This is a genomic window from Hallella sp. (genome assembly GCF_037460745.1).
Lineage (GTDB): Bacteria > Bacteroidota > Bacteroidia > Bacteroidales > Bacteroidaceae > Prevotella > Prevotella faecis.
The window spans coordinates 1-15,806 of sequence record NZ_JAXVAE010000063.1 but is presented as its reverse complement, the minus strand read 5'-3'; the positions used below and the strand labels follow the sequence as shown (position 1 = coordinate 15,806).

The 15,806-nt window shown below is 48.9% G+C and carries 11 protein-coding genes and 2 pseudogenes; 1 reads left to right on the top strand and 12 read right to left on the bottom strand.

The features are described from left to right. Positions 1–8: 8 nt before the first annotated feature. The 11 genes and pseudogenes from WKK33_RS02540 to WKK33_RS02490 form a co-directional block, all read right to left on the bottom strand. Positions 9–2,608 (bottom strand): annotated as a pseudogene (locus tag WKK33_RS02540) (BatD family protein). A gap of 10 nt (positions 2,609–2,618) precedes the next feature. Then, a complete protein-coding gene (locus tag WKK33_RS02535; protein ID WP_252344969.1) occupies positions 2,619–3,242 on the bottom strand; it encodes a tetratricopeptide repeat protein in 624 nt (207 codons plus the stop codon). A gap of 65 nt (positions 3,243–3,307) precedes the next feature. Further along, entirely contained in the window at positions 3,308–4,333 is a 1,026-nt protein-coding gene (locus WKK33_RS02530) for a VWA domain-containing protein (RefSeq protein ID WP_337932339.1), read from the bottom strand. A gap of 120 nt (positions 4,334–4,453) precedes the next feature. Next, on the bottom strand, positions 4,454–5,452 hold the full coding sequence (locus WKK33_RS02525; protein ID WP_215760519.1) for a VWA domain-containing protein: 999 nt from the start codon (positions 5,450–5,452) through the stop codon (positions 4,454–4,456). 29 nt (positions 5,453–5,481) lie between these two features. Next, on the bottom strand, positions 5,482–6,561 hold the full coding sequence (locus WKK33_RS02520) for a hypothetical protein (protein ID WP_337932331.1): 1,080 nt from the start codon (positions 6,559–6,561) through the stop codon (positions 5,482–5,484). A gap of 33 nt (positions 6,562–6,594) precedes the next feature. Then, positions 6,595–7,464, bottom strand: a complete 870-nt coding sequence (locus WKK33_RS02515; RefSeq protein ID WP_337469465.1) for a DUF58 domain-containing protein — start codon at positions 7,462–7,464, stop codon at positions 6,595–6,597. Between the two features lie 2 nt (positions 7,465–7,466). Next, entirely contained in the window at positions 7,467–8,462 is a 996-nt protein-coding gene (locus WKK33_RS02510; RefSeq protein WP_287768508.1) for a MoxR family ATPase, read from the bottom strand. A gap of 158 nt (positions 8,463–8,620) precedes the next feature. Next, the gene (locus tag WKK33_RS02505; RefSeq protein ID WP_337932330.1) at positions 8,621–9,265 is read right to left on the bottom strand and encodes a DUF4923 family protein; all 645 of its coding nucleotides are present in this window, start codon (positions 9,263–9,265) and stop codon (positions 8,621–8,623) included. Positions 9,266–9,364: 99 nt separating this feature from the next. Continuing rightward, a complete protein-coding gene (locus WKK33_RS02500) occupies positions 9,365–9,982 on the bottom strand; it encodes a DNA alkylation repair protein (protein WP_287768507.1) in 618 nt (205 codons plus the stop codon). A 50-nt stretch (positions 9,983–10,032) separates the two neighbouring features. Beyond that, a complete protein-coding gene (locus WKK33_RS02495) occupies positions 10,033–11,988 on the bottom strand; it encodes a dihydrofolate reductase (protein WP_337932328.1) in 1,956 nt (651 codons plus the stop codon). Between the two features lie 17 nt (positions 11,989–12,005). Further along, positions 12,006–12,497, bottom strand: a complete 492-nt coding sequence (locus WKK33_RS02490; protein WP_215760512.1) for a helix-turn-helix domain-containing protein — start codon at positions 12,495–12,497, stop codon at positions 12,006–12,008. Positions 12,498–14,249: 1,752 nt separating this feature from the next. Here WKK33_RS02490 and WKK33_RS02485 point away from each other — a divergent pair. Continuing rightward, on the top strand, positions 14,250–15,440 hold the full coding sequence (locus tag WKK33_RS02485) for an ectonucleotide pyrophosphatase/phosphodiesterase (protein WP_337932327.1): 1,191 nt from the start codon (positions 14,250–14,252) through the stop codon (positions 15,438–15,440). Between the two features lie 110 nt (positions 15,441–15,550). Here WKK33_RS02485 and WKK33_RS02480 read toward each other — a convergent pair. Continuing rightward, positions 15,551–15,806: pseudogene (locus WKK33_RS02480) on the bottom strand (hypothetical protein); the annotation flags it as partial.

Genomic DNA, 15,806 nt, shown 5'->3' with positions numbered 1-15,806 from the left:
AGCCCACTTTAGATGTGCTCCAACTGCGATGTGGGCAACCATCCCTCACGTCCATCGGCCAACCGCACACCACTCCACTCCTTCATACTATTATCAGTAATATCAACACGCGTTCCCTCATGAAGCACAAAGGCGTCAGCGCTATTGGCGTTAGGAGTCTTCTTTACGGTGACCGATGGGGCCACGATGATGGCTCCGCAATGGCTTTCCATCATCTGCTTTTGTTGATAAGCAAAGAGGTTCGATAACAAAAAGACTACCACGAAGCCAATGCTTCCAAAGAACCCGACCTTGCGAACACCAAGGTAAGGAGCAAAAAGATATGCCAAAAGCAACAGCAACGCCAACACCAACGACACCACTGAGAGGGTGGCCCAACGGTCCACACCAGCAAGGTTAACCAATGCGCGATACCATGTAACAAAGAACATTTCGCTTTGTGGTGTTATCTTGTCGATGGTCTTCGAACGTGCAAACTGCAAATTGAAGCGTATATCATCATCACCTGGCGAGAGCAACGATGCGCGCTCATAGGCTAAAATGGCTTGAGTCAGACTGTCCGAGCGATAGTAAGCATTACCCAAGTTATAGTATAGGCTGGCCGAAGTGCCTCGTTTGAGCAACTCCTTATAATCGGCTATCGCCTGTTGGTAATTGCCTTTCGTATAGGCGTCGTCGGCATTCTGCTTCGTAACTCCCCATCCTGCCAATGGAAAAAATATGGCCAATAGGGTAAGCAATAATGCGCTACGCAACGCGCGATCCTTATGTATACTCATATTTACGTTCATCATTTTCTCTTCTTCATTACGTTTTCAATCTCAGTAATGGCCGTCATGGCATAATTGAATGTCTTCTCCTTATTGCCCTTGGGGTCACCGGGAGCATAACGCTCAAACTCGCATTCGTCGAGGGCAGAGATAAATCGTGTAACCGTTAGGTCATCAACGCCATGCTGCTCAAGCGTTGAAGCAATATTCTCACGTGTAAGTTGCTCAACAGGCATGTTCAGTTTGTAGCTCACGTAGCCCCACAAAGCACGCAATACCTCATCGTAGAACGCGGCCGAGTCGTTGGTAAACATCAACCGACTGGCTTTCTTCAAACGCTTGCGAGCTATGGAATTGGCCTTCTTACCACGCATCTTTACAACATTGGCATTGTCGATGGCACGCTTACGGAAAACGAAAAGCAACACAAAGAACATAAGCAAGAGACCAGAAAGGGTCAGCCAATAGCGCACACTTCCATAAAAGAAGTCGCGTGTGCCATACTGCGTGCTATCGCCCTTCATGATATTATGGATGTCATTATCCTTCATGTTGTCAAAACTCTCAGCAGAGGTTTTTCCATCTCCCTTGGCCACCGTGACATTGAACGCTTGCGTCTTGATGGTCTTATAGGCATTTGCATCCGTGTCATAATATGTGAACTCCACAGCGGGAATCGTATACTGACCCTGGTTGCGGGGAACAACCAAGAAATCATAGATCATGTTACCACCCAGACCAGTGGATGTCAACTTGGTCTTGTCGGTAATCTTCGGATCATACTTGTCGAAATCCTTCGGGAAGTTCACTACGGGCTGCTTGATCAATTTCAAGTTTCCTGTTCCTCCGACAACTACTCGAAGCGTGATGGGTGAACCCGCCTTGACCTCTGCCTGATTAATCTGCGCAGATATGTTAAAACGTCCCACGCCACCCGAGAAGCCTGCAGGTTTCTTGGGAAGCGGATCAACCTGAATGCTCAAAGCGGGAGCAACAATGTTACGCTTGACCTCAACGTAGCCTGAACCTCCATTGAAGAAAGCCTCAAAGGGGTCGACGGCACGATTCTGCTGAACGACAATTCCCTTGAAGGTAATGCTTGGAATCTTAAGCTTACCTGTCATTTGAGGATACATTACATATTGGCTCCACGTCACCGCACGGTATGATTTGCCATTGATACGCTCCACATGGAAACTCTTTTGCTGAGGCAAGGGAATCTCTTGGGTATGGAAACCTGTCAGGTCGGGCATCTTTCCCTCCAACTGAGTCAGGTCAACCAACGTGTAAACCTTATAAGTAAGCAATACGGGCTCTTGTTCATGCACACGATGCTTGTTTGCCGTCACCTTAATAAAAAGATCGTTAGCAGAGATGTGTGTGCCTGCAGCTTGCATCGATGGGGCGTTGCTACGATCCTCGTGCATCTTAGGTGACGAGCCCCTGCTTGCGCTACCCGTCACCGTAACCTTGACAGCCCGAGAAGAGACCATCTTGCCATTTACGCGTGCATGGGCCGCGGGAATGACGTATGAGCCAGGCTTTGCCGCATACAAGGTATAAGTGAATGTGATGGATGATGAACTACTGGTGTGTCCATTTACCATCTGATAGCTCGATTGCCTTGACGTGTAAGGGCCAGCAAGCACTTCCAATTCATCAGGAATATTACCTGCCCGGAAATCTGACACATCCTGCGTTTTGATTGTATAGGCCAAGCGGAAATTCTCTCCAGTAGCCACATGTGTGGGAACAGACACCGAGATTTGCGCCCTTCCAACCACAACGCCCCACAAGAGGCATGCCACCAATAGTATGTATTTTAAACGTCGAGTCATCATCTTCATATCACCAATTCTTCTGGAGTCTGCGGCGCTGAGCCGATTGTTGCTGTTTCTTCATGCGTTGCTGGGTGGCCTTTTCTTCTTGAATGGCCGCGTTGAGCAACTGTTCAGCATTGTCTTTGCTCATCTTCTCCTCAGCCTTTTGGGGCGAAGATTGCTGCTTTTGTTGCTTATTTTGCTTTTTGTCTTTATTCTCCTGTTTCTGCTGTTTTTGCTCTTGCTTCTTCTGGTTCTTGTTGCCGCCACCCTTTTGATTCTTCATTTGGCGTTTGCATAGTGCCAAATTATATCGGGTCTGATTGTCAGAAGGATTATTCCTCAGACTTTCTTTATAGGCCTCAATAGCTTGGGAGTACAGTTGATGGTTCTGGCATATCACTCCTATATTATGATAGGCCATCGCCTTTCTTTTCTTTGCGGTTTCCGCTTTGCCCGCTTTCTCCAACAGAGCAATGGCAGACGAGTCCTTCTGCTGCATGAGCAATGCGCAACCCAAGTTATACATGGCTTGCGTATTGTTCGAATTCTTATCCAAAGCTTTGCGATATTCAGTCTCAGCCTGGGCGTATTTCTGCTGTCTGTATAGTTTATTGCCGCTGCGCACATAGTTGCGATCAGCCTGTGCCATGACAGGTAGACATCCTATCATCATGACAACCGATATCAACAAGTGGGCAATTCGTCTCGTTTTCATCATCCGTTCTTTTTAAATATTCTCCAATTCTTGGTCAAAGGATTGCGTGCCTCCAACAAACAAACGTCAGCAATCAGCAGCAATAGCACAATGATACCAAAGGCTTGGAACTGCTCATCATACTCGCTATAGATAACAGAGTTGGTTTCTCCCTTCTGCAGTTTAGTAAGTGCATCATTCAATTCCTCCTGAGCGTCCGATGTGTTGTCTACATGAATGTACGTGCCACTTCCTGCCTTGGCAACCTGTTGGCACATGGTTTCATTCAACGCAGACATCACAACCTGTCCGCTGGCATCCTGCATGTATCCGCCTTGGCCATCAGGGATGGGTGAGCCTTTCGTGCTTCCCACTCCAAGAATAAAGACATTGATACCCTTCTTGCGTGCCTGCTCTGCAGCCTTCTCCGCCCCACCTTCATGATCTTCACCATCTGTTATAACAATGATGGCGCGCCCCACTTTCTCCTGTTGGGTGAAACTGTGAATAGCTACTTGTATGGCGCGGGCAATGTCAGTGCCCTGAGTGCCTATAAGGGAAGGGTCGATGTTTTGCAAGAACATCTTGGCCGACACATAATCGCTTGTGATAGGCAGTTGCACAAATGCGTCGCCAGCAAACACGACCAGCCCAACCTTATCGTTTGTGAAATGGTCCACCATGCTTTCCACAAGCATTTTACTCTTGTCCAATCTACTTGGAGCCACATCCTCCGCCTTCATCGAGTTAGAAATATCCATACAAATGATGGCCTCGATGCCGTTACGCTTCTCATGCGAAACTTTTGTACCCATCTGCGGACGTGCCAACATCAACACCAAGACAGCCACAGCAGCCATCTGCAACCAGAACTTAACCGTCGGGCGATACTTAGACACGTCGGGAGCCAACTGCGCAAGAAGGGCTGGGTCGCCCAACTTTCTCAGTTGTTTTCTTTTCTTACGCCAACTGGCCATCCGCAGCAAAAAGAATAGCGGAACAACCAGCAAAAGCCAAAAATATATAGGGTCTTCGAATCTTAGCATATCTTCCAATTATAGAATAACCTTATCTTTTCATGCAGAGCATTGTCTTTCTTATCATCTTTGTACGGCCTCTTGTAAACAACTTAGGATTTATCACCCATTGTTCTCAAATCCATGAGGTTACGGTAAACGCCTCAAGACCGTATTTCTCAGCAGTATCTCCAGTAATAGTAGGAGGAGAGCGGCAATGCAGAACGGTTGGTAAGCATCGTAACGCTTAGAGAACCGCGTGACGTTCATCTTCGTTTTCTCCAACTTGTCAATATCCTGGTAGATTTGCTTCAACTCCTTGTTATTGGTGGCACGATAGAAATTGCCTTGCGTCAAAGCCGCAATGTCGCTCAAAGTCTTTGTGTCAATCTCAACGGGGATATTCACATACTGAACTCCTCCTGCCACCGTCATGGGATAACGAGCCACATTGTTGGTACCAACACCTATGGTGTAGACTCTTATTCCCAACGACTTTGCAATCTGCGCGGCCGTCATCGGCGACAAGTCGCCCATATTATTGCTACCGTCGGTCAAGAGAATGACGACCTTGCTTTTGGCCTTCGAATCTTTCAAACGCGACACAGCGTTAGCCAATCCCATACCCACTGCCGTACCATCCTGTATCAATCCGCGTGCGGCGATGTCGGTACGCACATTGTTAAGCAGGTTGAGCAACGACGCATGGTCGGTCGTCATGGGGCACTGTGTGAACGCCTCGCCCGCAAAGATGGTCAATCCGATATTATCGTTCGGCCTTCCCGCAATAAACTCGGCCGCCACATCCTTCGCCGCCTCTATGCGATTCGGTTTCAGATCCTCAGCGAGCATCGATGTCGACACGTCCATTGCCAGCATGATATCAATGCCTTCCACCGTACGGTTGTCCCATGAGTTACGCGTTTGTGGCCTCGCCATAGCGATGACCAGCATAACAAATGCCATGCACCTCAGCAACATAGGAAGGTTGATGATGCGTACTCTCCAACTCTTAGGTGCGGTAAGATAAGCACGGGTGTCGCTCATGCGCATCGTCGGCTCACTCCTCTTACGGTATAGGAAGAACCATAATACGTAAGGGATGAGCAGCAATAGCAGCAGGAAATATTCTTTGTTTGCAAATTCCATTTTACTGACTTTCTTTTACTTCGCCATGTTTACGTCAACAACAGATACACATGATAGCCCACGTAAGCCACCAAGGCAACGATGATTGTGCCCAAGGCCCAGAGCAATCCTTTCAATGTAACCCGGTTCTTCTTCACCTTCTGGTCGTTCTCCGACAACTTTGGAGCTATCTTCTCCACAGTCTCTTGCTCGTCCTGCTTCGTCTCATCAATGAAATTGACAGCGTTGACAAGGTTCAAGTCATTCTCATTAATCAACGTTGAGTACTTGGCAAACTTCACCAGATCAGCCGTAGTGAAGAGCTCTCTCAGTTCGTCGAGCATCTTCTTATCGCCACTTTCTTGCAAACGCCCAATGATTTCCGAAGACGTCATCTCCATGGCATTGAAGCCGAAACGCTCCTGAATATACTTTCTGAGTGTGTCGGTGAGTTGCGTATAATAAGCCTTTTGGTCCTCGCTCTGCTGCATTCGCTCGGCCTTGATTTTCTCAATGGCCGACAATGCGCGCTGGTGAGCCGGCACATGGCGCACTATTCTCAGCTTTGTAATGATGGGCTTGTTCTCTCGCAAGCGCACAAACAAATAGAAAACCAAAAGGGCAAGCGCCAGTGTCAGGACAGAAAGCCACAAGAAAGGTCGCCATTCTGACCACAGGAACGGATTGTCCTGCACGTCTTTGGGAGGATAATACTGGTTGGGATGCAACGTGTCGACATCAACCGTTATGACCTTCAACGCCGAAGTTCCACCCCGATAAGTCTTTCCGTTGACCTTCACGGGCAATGCAGGCAGCGCATACAAACTCTCGTCGAACGACGTAATGGTATACACGCGGCATGCTTTCTGTTGTTCCTTTCCCGTCTCCACAGTCTTCCCATCGGCCACTGCGACCACCTCAACACCCGGAGTCACATATTGGTTGGGCTGCAACGTAGGCCACTCCAAACGTGCCCCCTTCGGCATTGTTACCTCCAATCTAAGGTGAGCCTGCTCGCCAATGAGGATTCCAACAGAGTCGACCGTCTGCTCGACGACGACCTGAGCCCGTGCCTGAGAAGCACAAAGGATCAAGAGAAAGCCAAATATGTTCTTTAAATAGTTACTCATAGAGAATCGTGTAATCGTTTCCACCACAATCGTTTACGCCCTTTGTCTAAAGAGCATCATCATCGATTTAACGAAATCTTCATTGGTGGCGATGGATATCCAATCGATGCGGCCTTTAGCGAATGCGTGCGACAACTCACTCTGATGTTCCATCCAGTACCGCGTGTGGGCCAATCTTAGTTTCTTGCTCGACGTGTCGATGTATAGCTCATACCCCGTTTCAGCGTCGCGCACCTTCAGCAAGCCTACGTCCGGCAACATTTTTGCGCGCGGATCATAGACCTGCACAGCCACCACATCGTGCTTGCGATTGGCAATCTGCATCTCTTGCGAAAAGTTCTTCCGATCGTAGAAGTCGCTTATGACAAACGACGTGCAACGTCTTTTCATGACCCTCGTCAGGTAAGCCATCGCCATTCCAACGTCTGTCTTTTGGCTTTGCGGCTCAAAACTCAGCATCTCCCTAATGATGTAGAGAATGTGCTTGCGTCCCTTTTTAGGTGGAATGTATTTCTCAATGCGGTCAGAGAAGAAGATGACTCCTATCTTGTCATTGTTCTGAATGGCAGAGAAAGCGATTGTGGCAGCGATCTCGGCCGCCATGTCGCGCTTCATCTGCTTGGTTGTACCAAAGTCGAGCGACCCGGACACATCAACCAGAAGCATCACCGTAAGCTCGCGCTCCTCCTCAAAGACCTTTACATAGGGCCTGTGAAAGCGCGCCGTCACGTTCCAGTCAATGTCGCGCACATCGTCACCAAACTGGTATTCCCTCACCTCAGAGAACGCCATTCCCCTTCCCTTGAAGGCAGAATGGTATTGTCCGGCGAAGATGTTCTGGCTCAGTCCGCGCGCCTTGATCTCTATCTTCCTGACCTTCTTTAAAACGTCTGCGCTATCCATAATTAAGGCACCTCCACCTTGTTGATGATGCGGCTCACTATCTCCTCGCTGGTCAAATTGCTGGCCTCTGCCTCATAGCTCAATCCGATGCGATGGCGCAACACGTCGTGAGCTACAGCGCGCACATCCTCGGGCACCACATATCCGCGATGCTTGATGAAAGCATAGGCCCTTGATGCCTTTGCGAGATTGATGCTGGCGCGTGGGCTACCACCGAAGGTAATCATGTCCTTCAGGTCGGCCAAGCCATATCTATCTGGGTAACGCGTGGCAAACACGATGTCGGCGATATACTTCTCAATCTTCTCGTCGATATACACCTGGCGCACCACCTCACGAGCCTTCAGGATCTCGTCGGCTGTGGTTACAGGCGTCACCTTAGGCATAGAGCCCTGCAAGTTCTCACGGATAATCATCTTTTCCTCCTCAAGCGTTGGGTAATCGATGACCACCTTCAGCATGAAACGGTCGACTTGTGCCTCGGGCAACGGATAAGTTCCTTCCTGCTCAATGGGGTTCTGTGTAGCCATCACCAAGAAGGGGTTGGGCAACGTGAATGTCTGCTCACCGATAGTCACCTGATGCTCCTGCATGGCCTCCAGCAATGCGCTCTGCACCTTTGCCGGTGCACGGTTGATCTCATCTGCCAATACGAAATTAGCGAAAACGGGACCCTTCTTTACATGAAAGCTCTCATCTTTCTGAGAGTAGATCATTGTGCCCACAACGTCGGCAGGAAGGAGGTCGGGCGTAAACTGCACACGACTAAACTTCACATCCACCAATTGCGACAAGGTCTTAATGGCCAATGTCTTAGCCAATCCGGGCACACCTTCCAAAAGGACGTGTCCATCGCTTAAAAGAGAAATCAATAACGAGTCGACAAGGTGCTTTTGCCCCACAATGACCTGATTCATACCTGTAACCAGGTTGGTGACAAACCCACTCTGCTGCTCTATGAGAACGTTGAGCTCTCTGATATCTACTGATTCTGCCATAACAAATGCTATATTTTTGCTTATATTTATCTAGTCTGCAAAAATACAACATTAAAAGAAGAGTAAAGAAACAGAGAGACTAAATAATATTAAAAAAGTTTCTCAAATCATATAATTTAAGAAACTTTTTCATTCGTCTAATAATGAGTGCTTAAGTGTTACTTCTTCAAGTCGAAGCCAATACGCACGCCATCATAATTCTTGCTAAGATCGCCAATGGTCGAAACGGTGGTGTTTCCGCTGAGCGAAGCCATGGTCTGGATAAGCGTCAGCAGCTTTTTCGACTCGAAAAGCACGCTGATGCCTCCGCTGTGACGTGTGGCATAACCATTGAGCGTGAGCAGGAGTCCCTGCATCTTCAAGGCGCCCGTCTTCTCATTGAAGGTGTACTGGCCACTCCAGCTCTTGCCATTTATCTTCGCGGCGAACGTTCCGTCTGTGTTGAAGGTGACGTACGTGTTGCTGCTCTTGAAGCCCAACTTTGCGTATTCATCCTTCAGTTTCTCCTCAATTTGCGTGGCAACGATCTCTCCACCAGCGCGCGAAAGTGCGTTATCTGATGTGAAAGCACAACCAGGACCCGAGTATTTCCAAGTACCGTGAAGGTTCTGGGCCGACAGTTTGTCGAGTCCAATCACGCTGCTGAGCACATTGCCCAATGTTTCGGCGTTGGCTGCGCCACTGAGCACACTCCCCAATACCGACGCACCGGTGTTGCCATTCGTTGTGCCCGAACCTGCAGTGCCACAACTTGCCAAGAGCAAGAGCGACAGTCCTGCAAATACAGAAGATAATTTTTTCATTTCTCTCTTGTTATTTACTAATATTGATAAGTTTGTTGTTACAACTTTCGTGCCGCGCCCCACCCTACTCTTCGCAGGTTGTTCTTGGCGCCACACTTCTTACAATTCGATGTTGTGTTGCTTCAATGCCGTCGCTGCCATTCGCTCATACACCACCCCCAAGTCGGCAAAGCGCACCAAGGCGTTCATGGCCGCATGCCTCACTCCGGTCGAAGCGCCCTGCAGGGCCGTCACCGCTTGGTCCACAAACTCGTTGATGCCTCGTTCGTTGGGTTCCTGCCCTTTCATGAACAGTCGTCCCAAGATGTTGTATCCACAGATTTGATACACATCGCGCTCCTCAGCAATCCACCGATAAGCGATCTCGGGAGCGTAGGCCACGTGTTGATAGAGGTTAAACGCCTGCATTTCAGCCATTTCCTGTGTTTGTGTCTGTTCCATCCAGATCTCCGCCACTTCGATAGGCATCTTGTCGGCAGGCATAACGAGTGTGGCCAAAATCTTACACTCACGAATATCCTCTTTCCAAAGAGCGATAGCTAGGTCGTAGCTTTTTCCCAAGTCCTTGGCCATAGCCTTCAGTTGTATGAAAGGCACACCCCAGTTGATTTTGTAGCCTGCACCCTTTTCGCGCATCGACTGCGAGGTGGGTCCGCTCATAGCAAACCTGAAGCTGCGTTTAATCTCCTTTATCTTATTTTGCAACTCTTCTGTCATATTTCTGTTTGTTTCAATCGTTACGACAAGCGTCACCAAACGCGCAACGCCTACAACAATCCATACTCTCTTGAATAGCGCAACATCTGATGGGCGTAACCCTCGGTATAGTCGAGCTCAATATCGATGATATTGCCGTCGGCATCCTCCACGGGTTTCATCCACGGATTGATAAATCCCTTGTATGGAGCCAAGTTGAGTTTTCGGTATCGTGCCAACACCTCCTCGTGAAGCACCGGATCGACCTTCACGGCATAGCGTTCCACCAAAGTCTTGCCCGCCTCGTAGTCGCCCTCGCTCTTGATGCGCTGAATTTCAGCGAGCAACTGAGCGAACAGCGTCCTCAATGCTGGGTAATCGTTGATTTTGACGTATGTCTTGCCATTTCGTTTAACGAGTTCCACCACATTTTTTCCATGCTCCATGCACCAATGGGCTATGAGCGCACGGTTTCGCATGTGCGCTTCCTCTATCTGATGGCCCGGCTTGATGCGCACCAATTGGGTCATCAAGCCATTCATCATATAGGTGTAATACTGACTTTCGTAGGCCTTCGCGTCGGGCACCAGTCCCAGTCTCACCAACTCGGCGTCGGCAATGTAATAGAGCCCGAACAGGTCGGCGCGCGCTTCCTCGATGGTGCTACCATACGACTTAAGCGCATCCGAGGCAACGCCAGGCAACAACTGTCCGCTACCATGGCCGAGACACTCGTGAAGGTCGGTATGCAGATCATCGCACACATCACCGTATCGGTCGACAGCGGTTCGCGTAGGCTCATCAATCACAAACTCGTCATCGAATCCATTGCCACGGGCCGCTTGGTTGTAGGCTTCCGTCAGGTTTCCAATGGTCACACTCTTCGAACCGTAACGGGCACGGATCCAGTCGGCGTTGGGCAGGTTGATGCCTATGGCCGACGCGGGATACTCGTCGCCTCCGAGCATGGCGGCACAGATAACGTGGGCTGTAACGCCCTTGACCTGCGGCTTTCGGAAACGCGGATCGACGGGCGAATGGTCCTCAAACCACTGTGCATGCTCCGAGATGGTTTCCGTGCGGCGAGTGGCCTCCATGTCTTTATATTCCACTAAGCCCTCCCATGAGCCCTTGAGCCCCAAGGGGTCGCCATACACCTCAATGAACCCATTGATGAAGTCGACCATGCCTTCTTGCTCTTTCAACCACTCGATAGAGTATTGGTCGAAAAGGCGCAAGTCGCCTGTTTCATAATAGTCGACCAAAAGTCCAATGACCTTTCGCTGCTGGTCGTTCTCGGCCACCTCAGCCGCTTTCTTCAGCCAGTACACAATCTGCTTGATGGCCGCTCCATAGAGTCCACCCGTGCGATATACCTCCTCCTCCAGACGTCCGTCGCAACGAACCAACTTGGAGTTGAGTCCCCACGAGGGTTGCTCATCGCCAGCCTCGGGATCCCTACGCTCCGCATAAAAGCGCTCGGCTTCCTGCTGCGAAACGCCACGATAAAAGTTGCACGCCGACGTAGCCACCAGGTCCTCACCAGCAGCCTGGTTCACACGCTTGGGCTGCACCGCAGGGTCGAATATCACAGGGCACAACACCGCCAAGAGCGCGTCGGCAGAGGTGTAACCCACGCGTTCCCAAACGTCACGGGGAAGTGGAGCGACGACCTTGCGAAACCATGCCTCGCTAAATTCGGGCACAAACTTTTCGCAGCCGTAATGGTGATGGATGCCATTGGAGAACCACACGCGCTTCAGGTACACTTCCATACCTTTGAAATCAGCAGTAGTGCGATCCACTGCCTCATCCGTATAGACGGCCTCAAGCGTCTTGCGAATCAAAAGGTTGAATTCACCAAACTGGTCGGTAGTGATATCACGACCGACCAGTGTGGCTTTCGACAAAAAGAAGACATACTTCTTTTGCGACAAGGACAGGTTGCCAAATCCGGCGAGCCGATAGCGGAGCATTTGTAGGTCCGCAAAGCGCTCGTCGGTATAAGCAAATGAGGAATCGCTCATTACGATGTATTGAGGGATTAAATGGTTACTTTCGGCGCATTCTTCACACCCGGCTTGCGGCCGCGCTTCTTAGGACGGTCCTTCAACGAGGGGTGCTGAGCCAAGTGCTGCATCTTATAGTCGCGTGGCGTCATGTGGTTGATCTTAAAGAACGACGCATAGAACGACTGACGGTTTGAGAAGCCCACCATGTCGGAAATCTCCTCCATGTTGAGTTCCTGATAACGCTTATCGACCAGCAACGACATAGCTTCCTGAATGCGGAACTTGTTGACAAACGACGTATAGTTCATGTGGAATCTCACATTAACGACTGCCGAGATGTAACGGGTGTTGGTGCCCAAATCCTCAGCCAGGCGCTTTGCGGAATAGTCCTTGTCTTTGTATCGCTTTTCAAGAATGATGATGTTGTTGATCTTCTGCTCGAGCTCATCCATCAATTTCGGACTTACGAGAGAACGGTACGCAGCCTCTTTCTCTTTCTTTTCAGTGATATTATACTTAGCCATAAACATTAACGATTAAACACTCATTGTTTTTTGCAAAGTTAATTATAATTTTCCACAGTTTCGCCTTTTATGCATCTTTTTTTCAAAAAAAAATTATTTTAGTTGTTTTTTATTTTATTTTTACATTCTTTTCACGTTCAAACCATCTCATACTTCCACTCACAATCTATGCAAGTCTTATTTTTTAGACTAATGAACAACTGTATTGTCCCAAGGAGCCCTCTAAAATGGAATTACGAGGAAATGATGACGAAATGACGCGATTACCATTACAGAAATCTCAACAACAAGATTATCACTCGTTTATTCCCACATATCATTGAGACAAAACATGGTGGCAACTGTGTGAGACTCTGCCCAAAACCTGCCACAAGACATGGAGCGGAGCGACCACCTTGAGGCGTCCACACATTCGACTTTTTGCATTTATGCATTTTCAGGGCACAATCGAACCACAAACGACCATCCGCATTTAGCCAACCTACGAATCTTTCACAAATAATCATCTTACGTTCCAAAACATATTTTCTGTGGCTTCGCTAATTCGCTAACAATCAACGCCATATGCGCCATCTACACCTTCACAGGCAATTTTCTTTCCACCATCACCACAATCCGTACCCACCAAACAGACAAATGGCCAAGAGATAGCAAGCGTCGTTGCATCTCATGCCATATTCTGTATTGATATGCGGTACCATCAGCCTATCGTCTATGCTTGCACAAGTGCCTCTTATGCGAGGAACACAGCGGAAAAGCCTCGGAAAGAGCAGCCCTCAAAATCTCATTAAGGATACAACCATAATGCAAATAAAACACAAGAATTAACACCTCAAAATAACACTTTTTGTAAAGAAATAGCGGCATTATGAACCCAAACGCCAACAAACCACATGCTTAAACCCAAATCGGACATTAGACCGAAACAGGTGAATGGTTAGGATCTTATAGCTTCTTTTCAACTCTTGTCAGCATTTCTTTCGGCATCTTGCTTCCAGTCGCGTTTCGCCATAGCCCGCTATGGCCTCACCGCGCCTGTCGCAACCTGCTCGAAACAAACGCTAACAAGCATTAAAATCTAATGACCGATTGGGGTTAAAAAGCAAAACGCATGCAAAATCTTCCCACACTCCTAACGCCCCACCCATAGTTTCACCCCCTATGCCATTCCTAACGGAGGCCGTCTGGCATAACAAAAATGCACGACAAACTACATTGAAAACTACACGTTTCTTTCGAATGAGCAAAAAGTTGATCGCAAATACGCGATTCTCGCAAGCTTTTCGCATCTCGCTTAAAATCAGCACCTTACAGGATTGACGCAAGATTTTACGCCTCCAAAACCATACTTTATGTTGCGAAACATGCCCAATCGAAGTGCGAAACATGGTCTTTCGTAGTGCGAAACATGCCCAGCCGAGGCTCGAGGAGGCATCTTTCGCAACTCGATACATGCCTAACGGCAAAGACAAAGTTCAATTTTGGTGCCTCTGTCGCACAAAACCGACGTTTTCGCTCTCTATTTCACCCGAAAACCTCAACAAACTTTTTATCAAAAAATCATGATAATACTCACTTCCTGCACTTTGCTAACGTTTCTTGATCACGCCTCACCCGTAAGGCCATCGCGTACACAAATATTCGTCTCACGCACCCTTCATATATATAAAATAAGGTATCACCTTTTTCGATTAAACGTACAAACAAGTCGCAAAGAATCACTACCTTTGCAAACAGAAACTAATGACAAGCATGAGAAAGACCATCATCGCCCTTTTCTTTTTACTGACAGCCCTGCTGCCCCAGTTAGCGCAAGCACGCCGCTATACGGTCGTTATATCGCTCGACGGTTACCGTTGGGACTATCCCCAATGGTACGACACACCCTTCATCAACTTCATGGCCGAGCATGGAGTGAAGGCCGGACTGATCCCCTCGTTTCCCTCCAAGACATTCCCCAACCACTACACCATGGCCACTGGTCTTTACCCCGACCACCATGGCATCGTGGCCAACGAGTTCTTCGACACAAAAACAGGCGACCGATTCGCCCTTTCCGATGCGAAGCAAAAGCTCGACCCACGCTACTACGGCGGCGAGCCTGTTTGGAACACTGCCGCCAGACAGGGAAAGCGCGTGGCCGTATTCTATTGGCCTGGTTCCGACGTCAAGGTCAACGATCGTTACCCCGATGTCTACTACGCCTACGACCGCAAACCCCGACTGACGCTGGACGAACGTGCCGACGGCATCATCAGCCAACTGAGTCTGCCTGAGAAAAAACGCCCCGACCTCATCATGGCCTACATGGAACAGCCTGACGGCAACGGCCACAAATATGGTCCACAAAGCAAGTTGACTCGTGGAGCGGTACTCTACGTCGACTCGCTCCTGCAGTCGCTCTACAATCGCATGCAGAAATTGCCTTACCACGCCGACATCAACCTCGTGGTGCTTTCCGACCACGGCATGGCATGGGTGCCTGGCGACCACACCGTGAAGCTCCTTCCCCACCTCAAGCCCGAGTGGTACACGGCCGTCTCGGGATCGGTTCCGGCAAACATCTACGCCAAGGAAGGCTGCAAAGACTCCATCTACAACGCACTTAAAAATGTAGACCATATCAGCGTGTGGAAAAAGGAGGATGTGCCCGCCTACCTCCACTATGGCTCCAACAGTCGCGTGGGCGACGTGGTGGTGAGCCCCGACCTTGGATACGTGGCCTACGACAAGCCAATCATCGCCGGCGGAACCCACGGATTCGACCCGCAGCTCTTAGACATGCACGCATTATTCCGCGCCATCGGTCCAGCCTTCTCTCACACGGAGATTCCCCATTTCCGAAACACAGACATCTATGAACTTATCTGTCACCTTGTGGGCATCACGCCCGCACCCAACGATGGCGACCTTAACGAGATCAAGGAAATCCTGAAACCCTAATTGGAGAATCTACAAATCTCATAAGATACGAATACGCACATAACTGTCACACCAAAATTACAAAAAAATGTGGGTGATGTGAGGTGGTTAGTAGTCACTCCGTATACCTTTTATTGCCACAATGGTTCGTTTTCCCAACCAAAAGGAAAGCCAAGGGCAGCCTTATCTATTTCTGAAAACGTAGCAAAAAGTCTGTTCATCTTATCAAGCATATCGTTGTTTGGAGATATAATGCCAAGGAAGTACTTGATGATGCACATATCAAAGTACACTTTCAAAGGTAACCATCCGAAATATGCCGACTTGTGCCTTCCGTTTAACCCAAATCGGTCATTAGGATTTCTCTGTGTCGTACGGCAAAGAGAA

Excerpts from the sequence above, each read along its gene's own strand:
- WKK33_RS02535 (WP_252344969.1), bottom strand. The coding sequence starts at position 3,242 with ATGGCACAGGCTGATCGCAACTATGTGCGCAGCGGCAATAAACTATAC.
- WKK33_RS02530 (WP_337932339.1), bottom strand. The coding sequence starts at position 4,333 with ATGCTAAGATTCGAAGACCCTATATATTTTTGGCTTTTGCTGGTTGTT.
- WKK33_RS02525 (WP_215760519.1), bottom strand. The coding sequence starts at position 5,452 with ATGGAATTTGCAAACAAAGAATATTTCCTGCTGCTATTGCTGCTCATC.
- WKK33_RS02520 (WP_337932331.1), bottom strand. The coding sequence starts at position 6,561 with ATGAGTAACTATTTAAAGAACATATTTGGCTTTCTCTTGATCCTTTGT.
- WKK33_RS02515 (WP_337469465.1), bottom strand. The coding sequence starts at position 7,464 with ATGGATAGCGCAGACGTTTTAAAGAAGGTCAGGAAGATAGAGATCAAG.
- WKK33_RS02510 (WP_287768508.1), bottom strand. The coding sequence starts at position 8,462 with ATGGCAGAATCAGTAGATATCAGAGAGCTCAACGTTCTCATAGAGCAG.
- WKK33_RS02505 (WP_337932330.1), bottom strand. The coding sequence starts at position 9,265 with ATGAAAAAATTATCTTCTGTATTTGCAGGACTGTCGCTCTTGCTCTTG.
- WKK33_RS02500 (WP_287768507.1), bottom strand. The coding sequence starts at position 9,982 with ATGACAGAAGAGTTGCAAAATAAGATAAAGGAGATTAAACGCAGCTTC.
- WKK33_RS02495 (WP_337932328.1), bottom strand. The coding sequence starts at position 11,988 with ATGAGCGATTCCTCATTTGCTTATACCGACGAGCGCTTTGCGGACCTA.
- WKK33_RS02490 (WP_215760512.1), bottom strand. The coding sequence starts at position 12,497 with ATGGCTAAGTATAATATCACTGAAAAGAAAGAGAAAGAGGCTGCGTAC.
- WKK33_RS02485 (WP_337932327.1), top strand. The coding sequence starts at position 14,250 with ATGAGAAAGACCATCATCGCCCTTTTCTTTTTACTGACAGCCCTGCTG.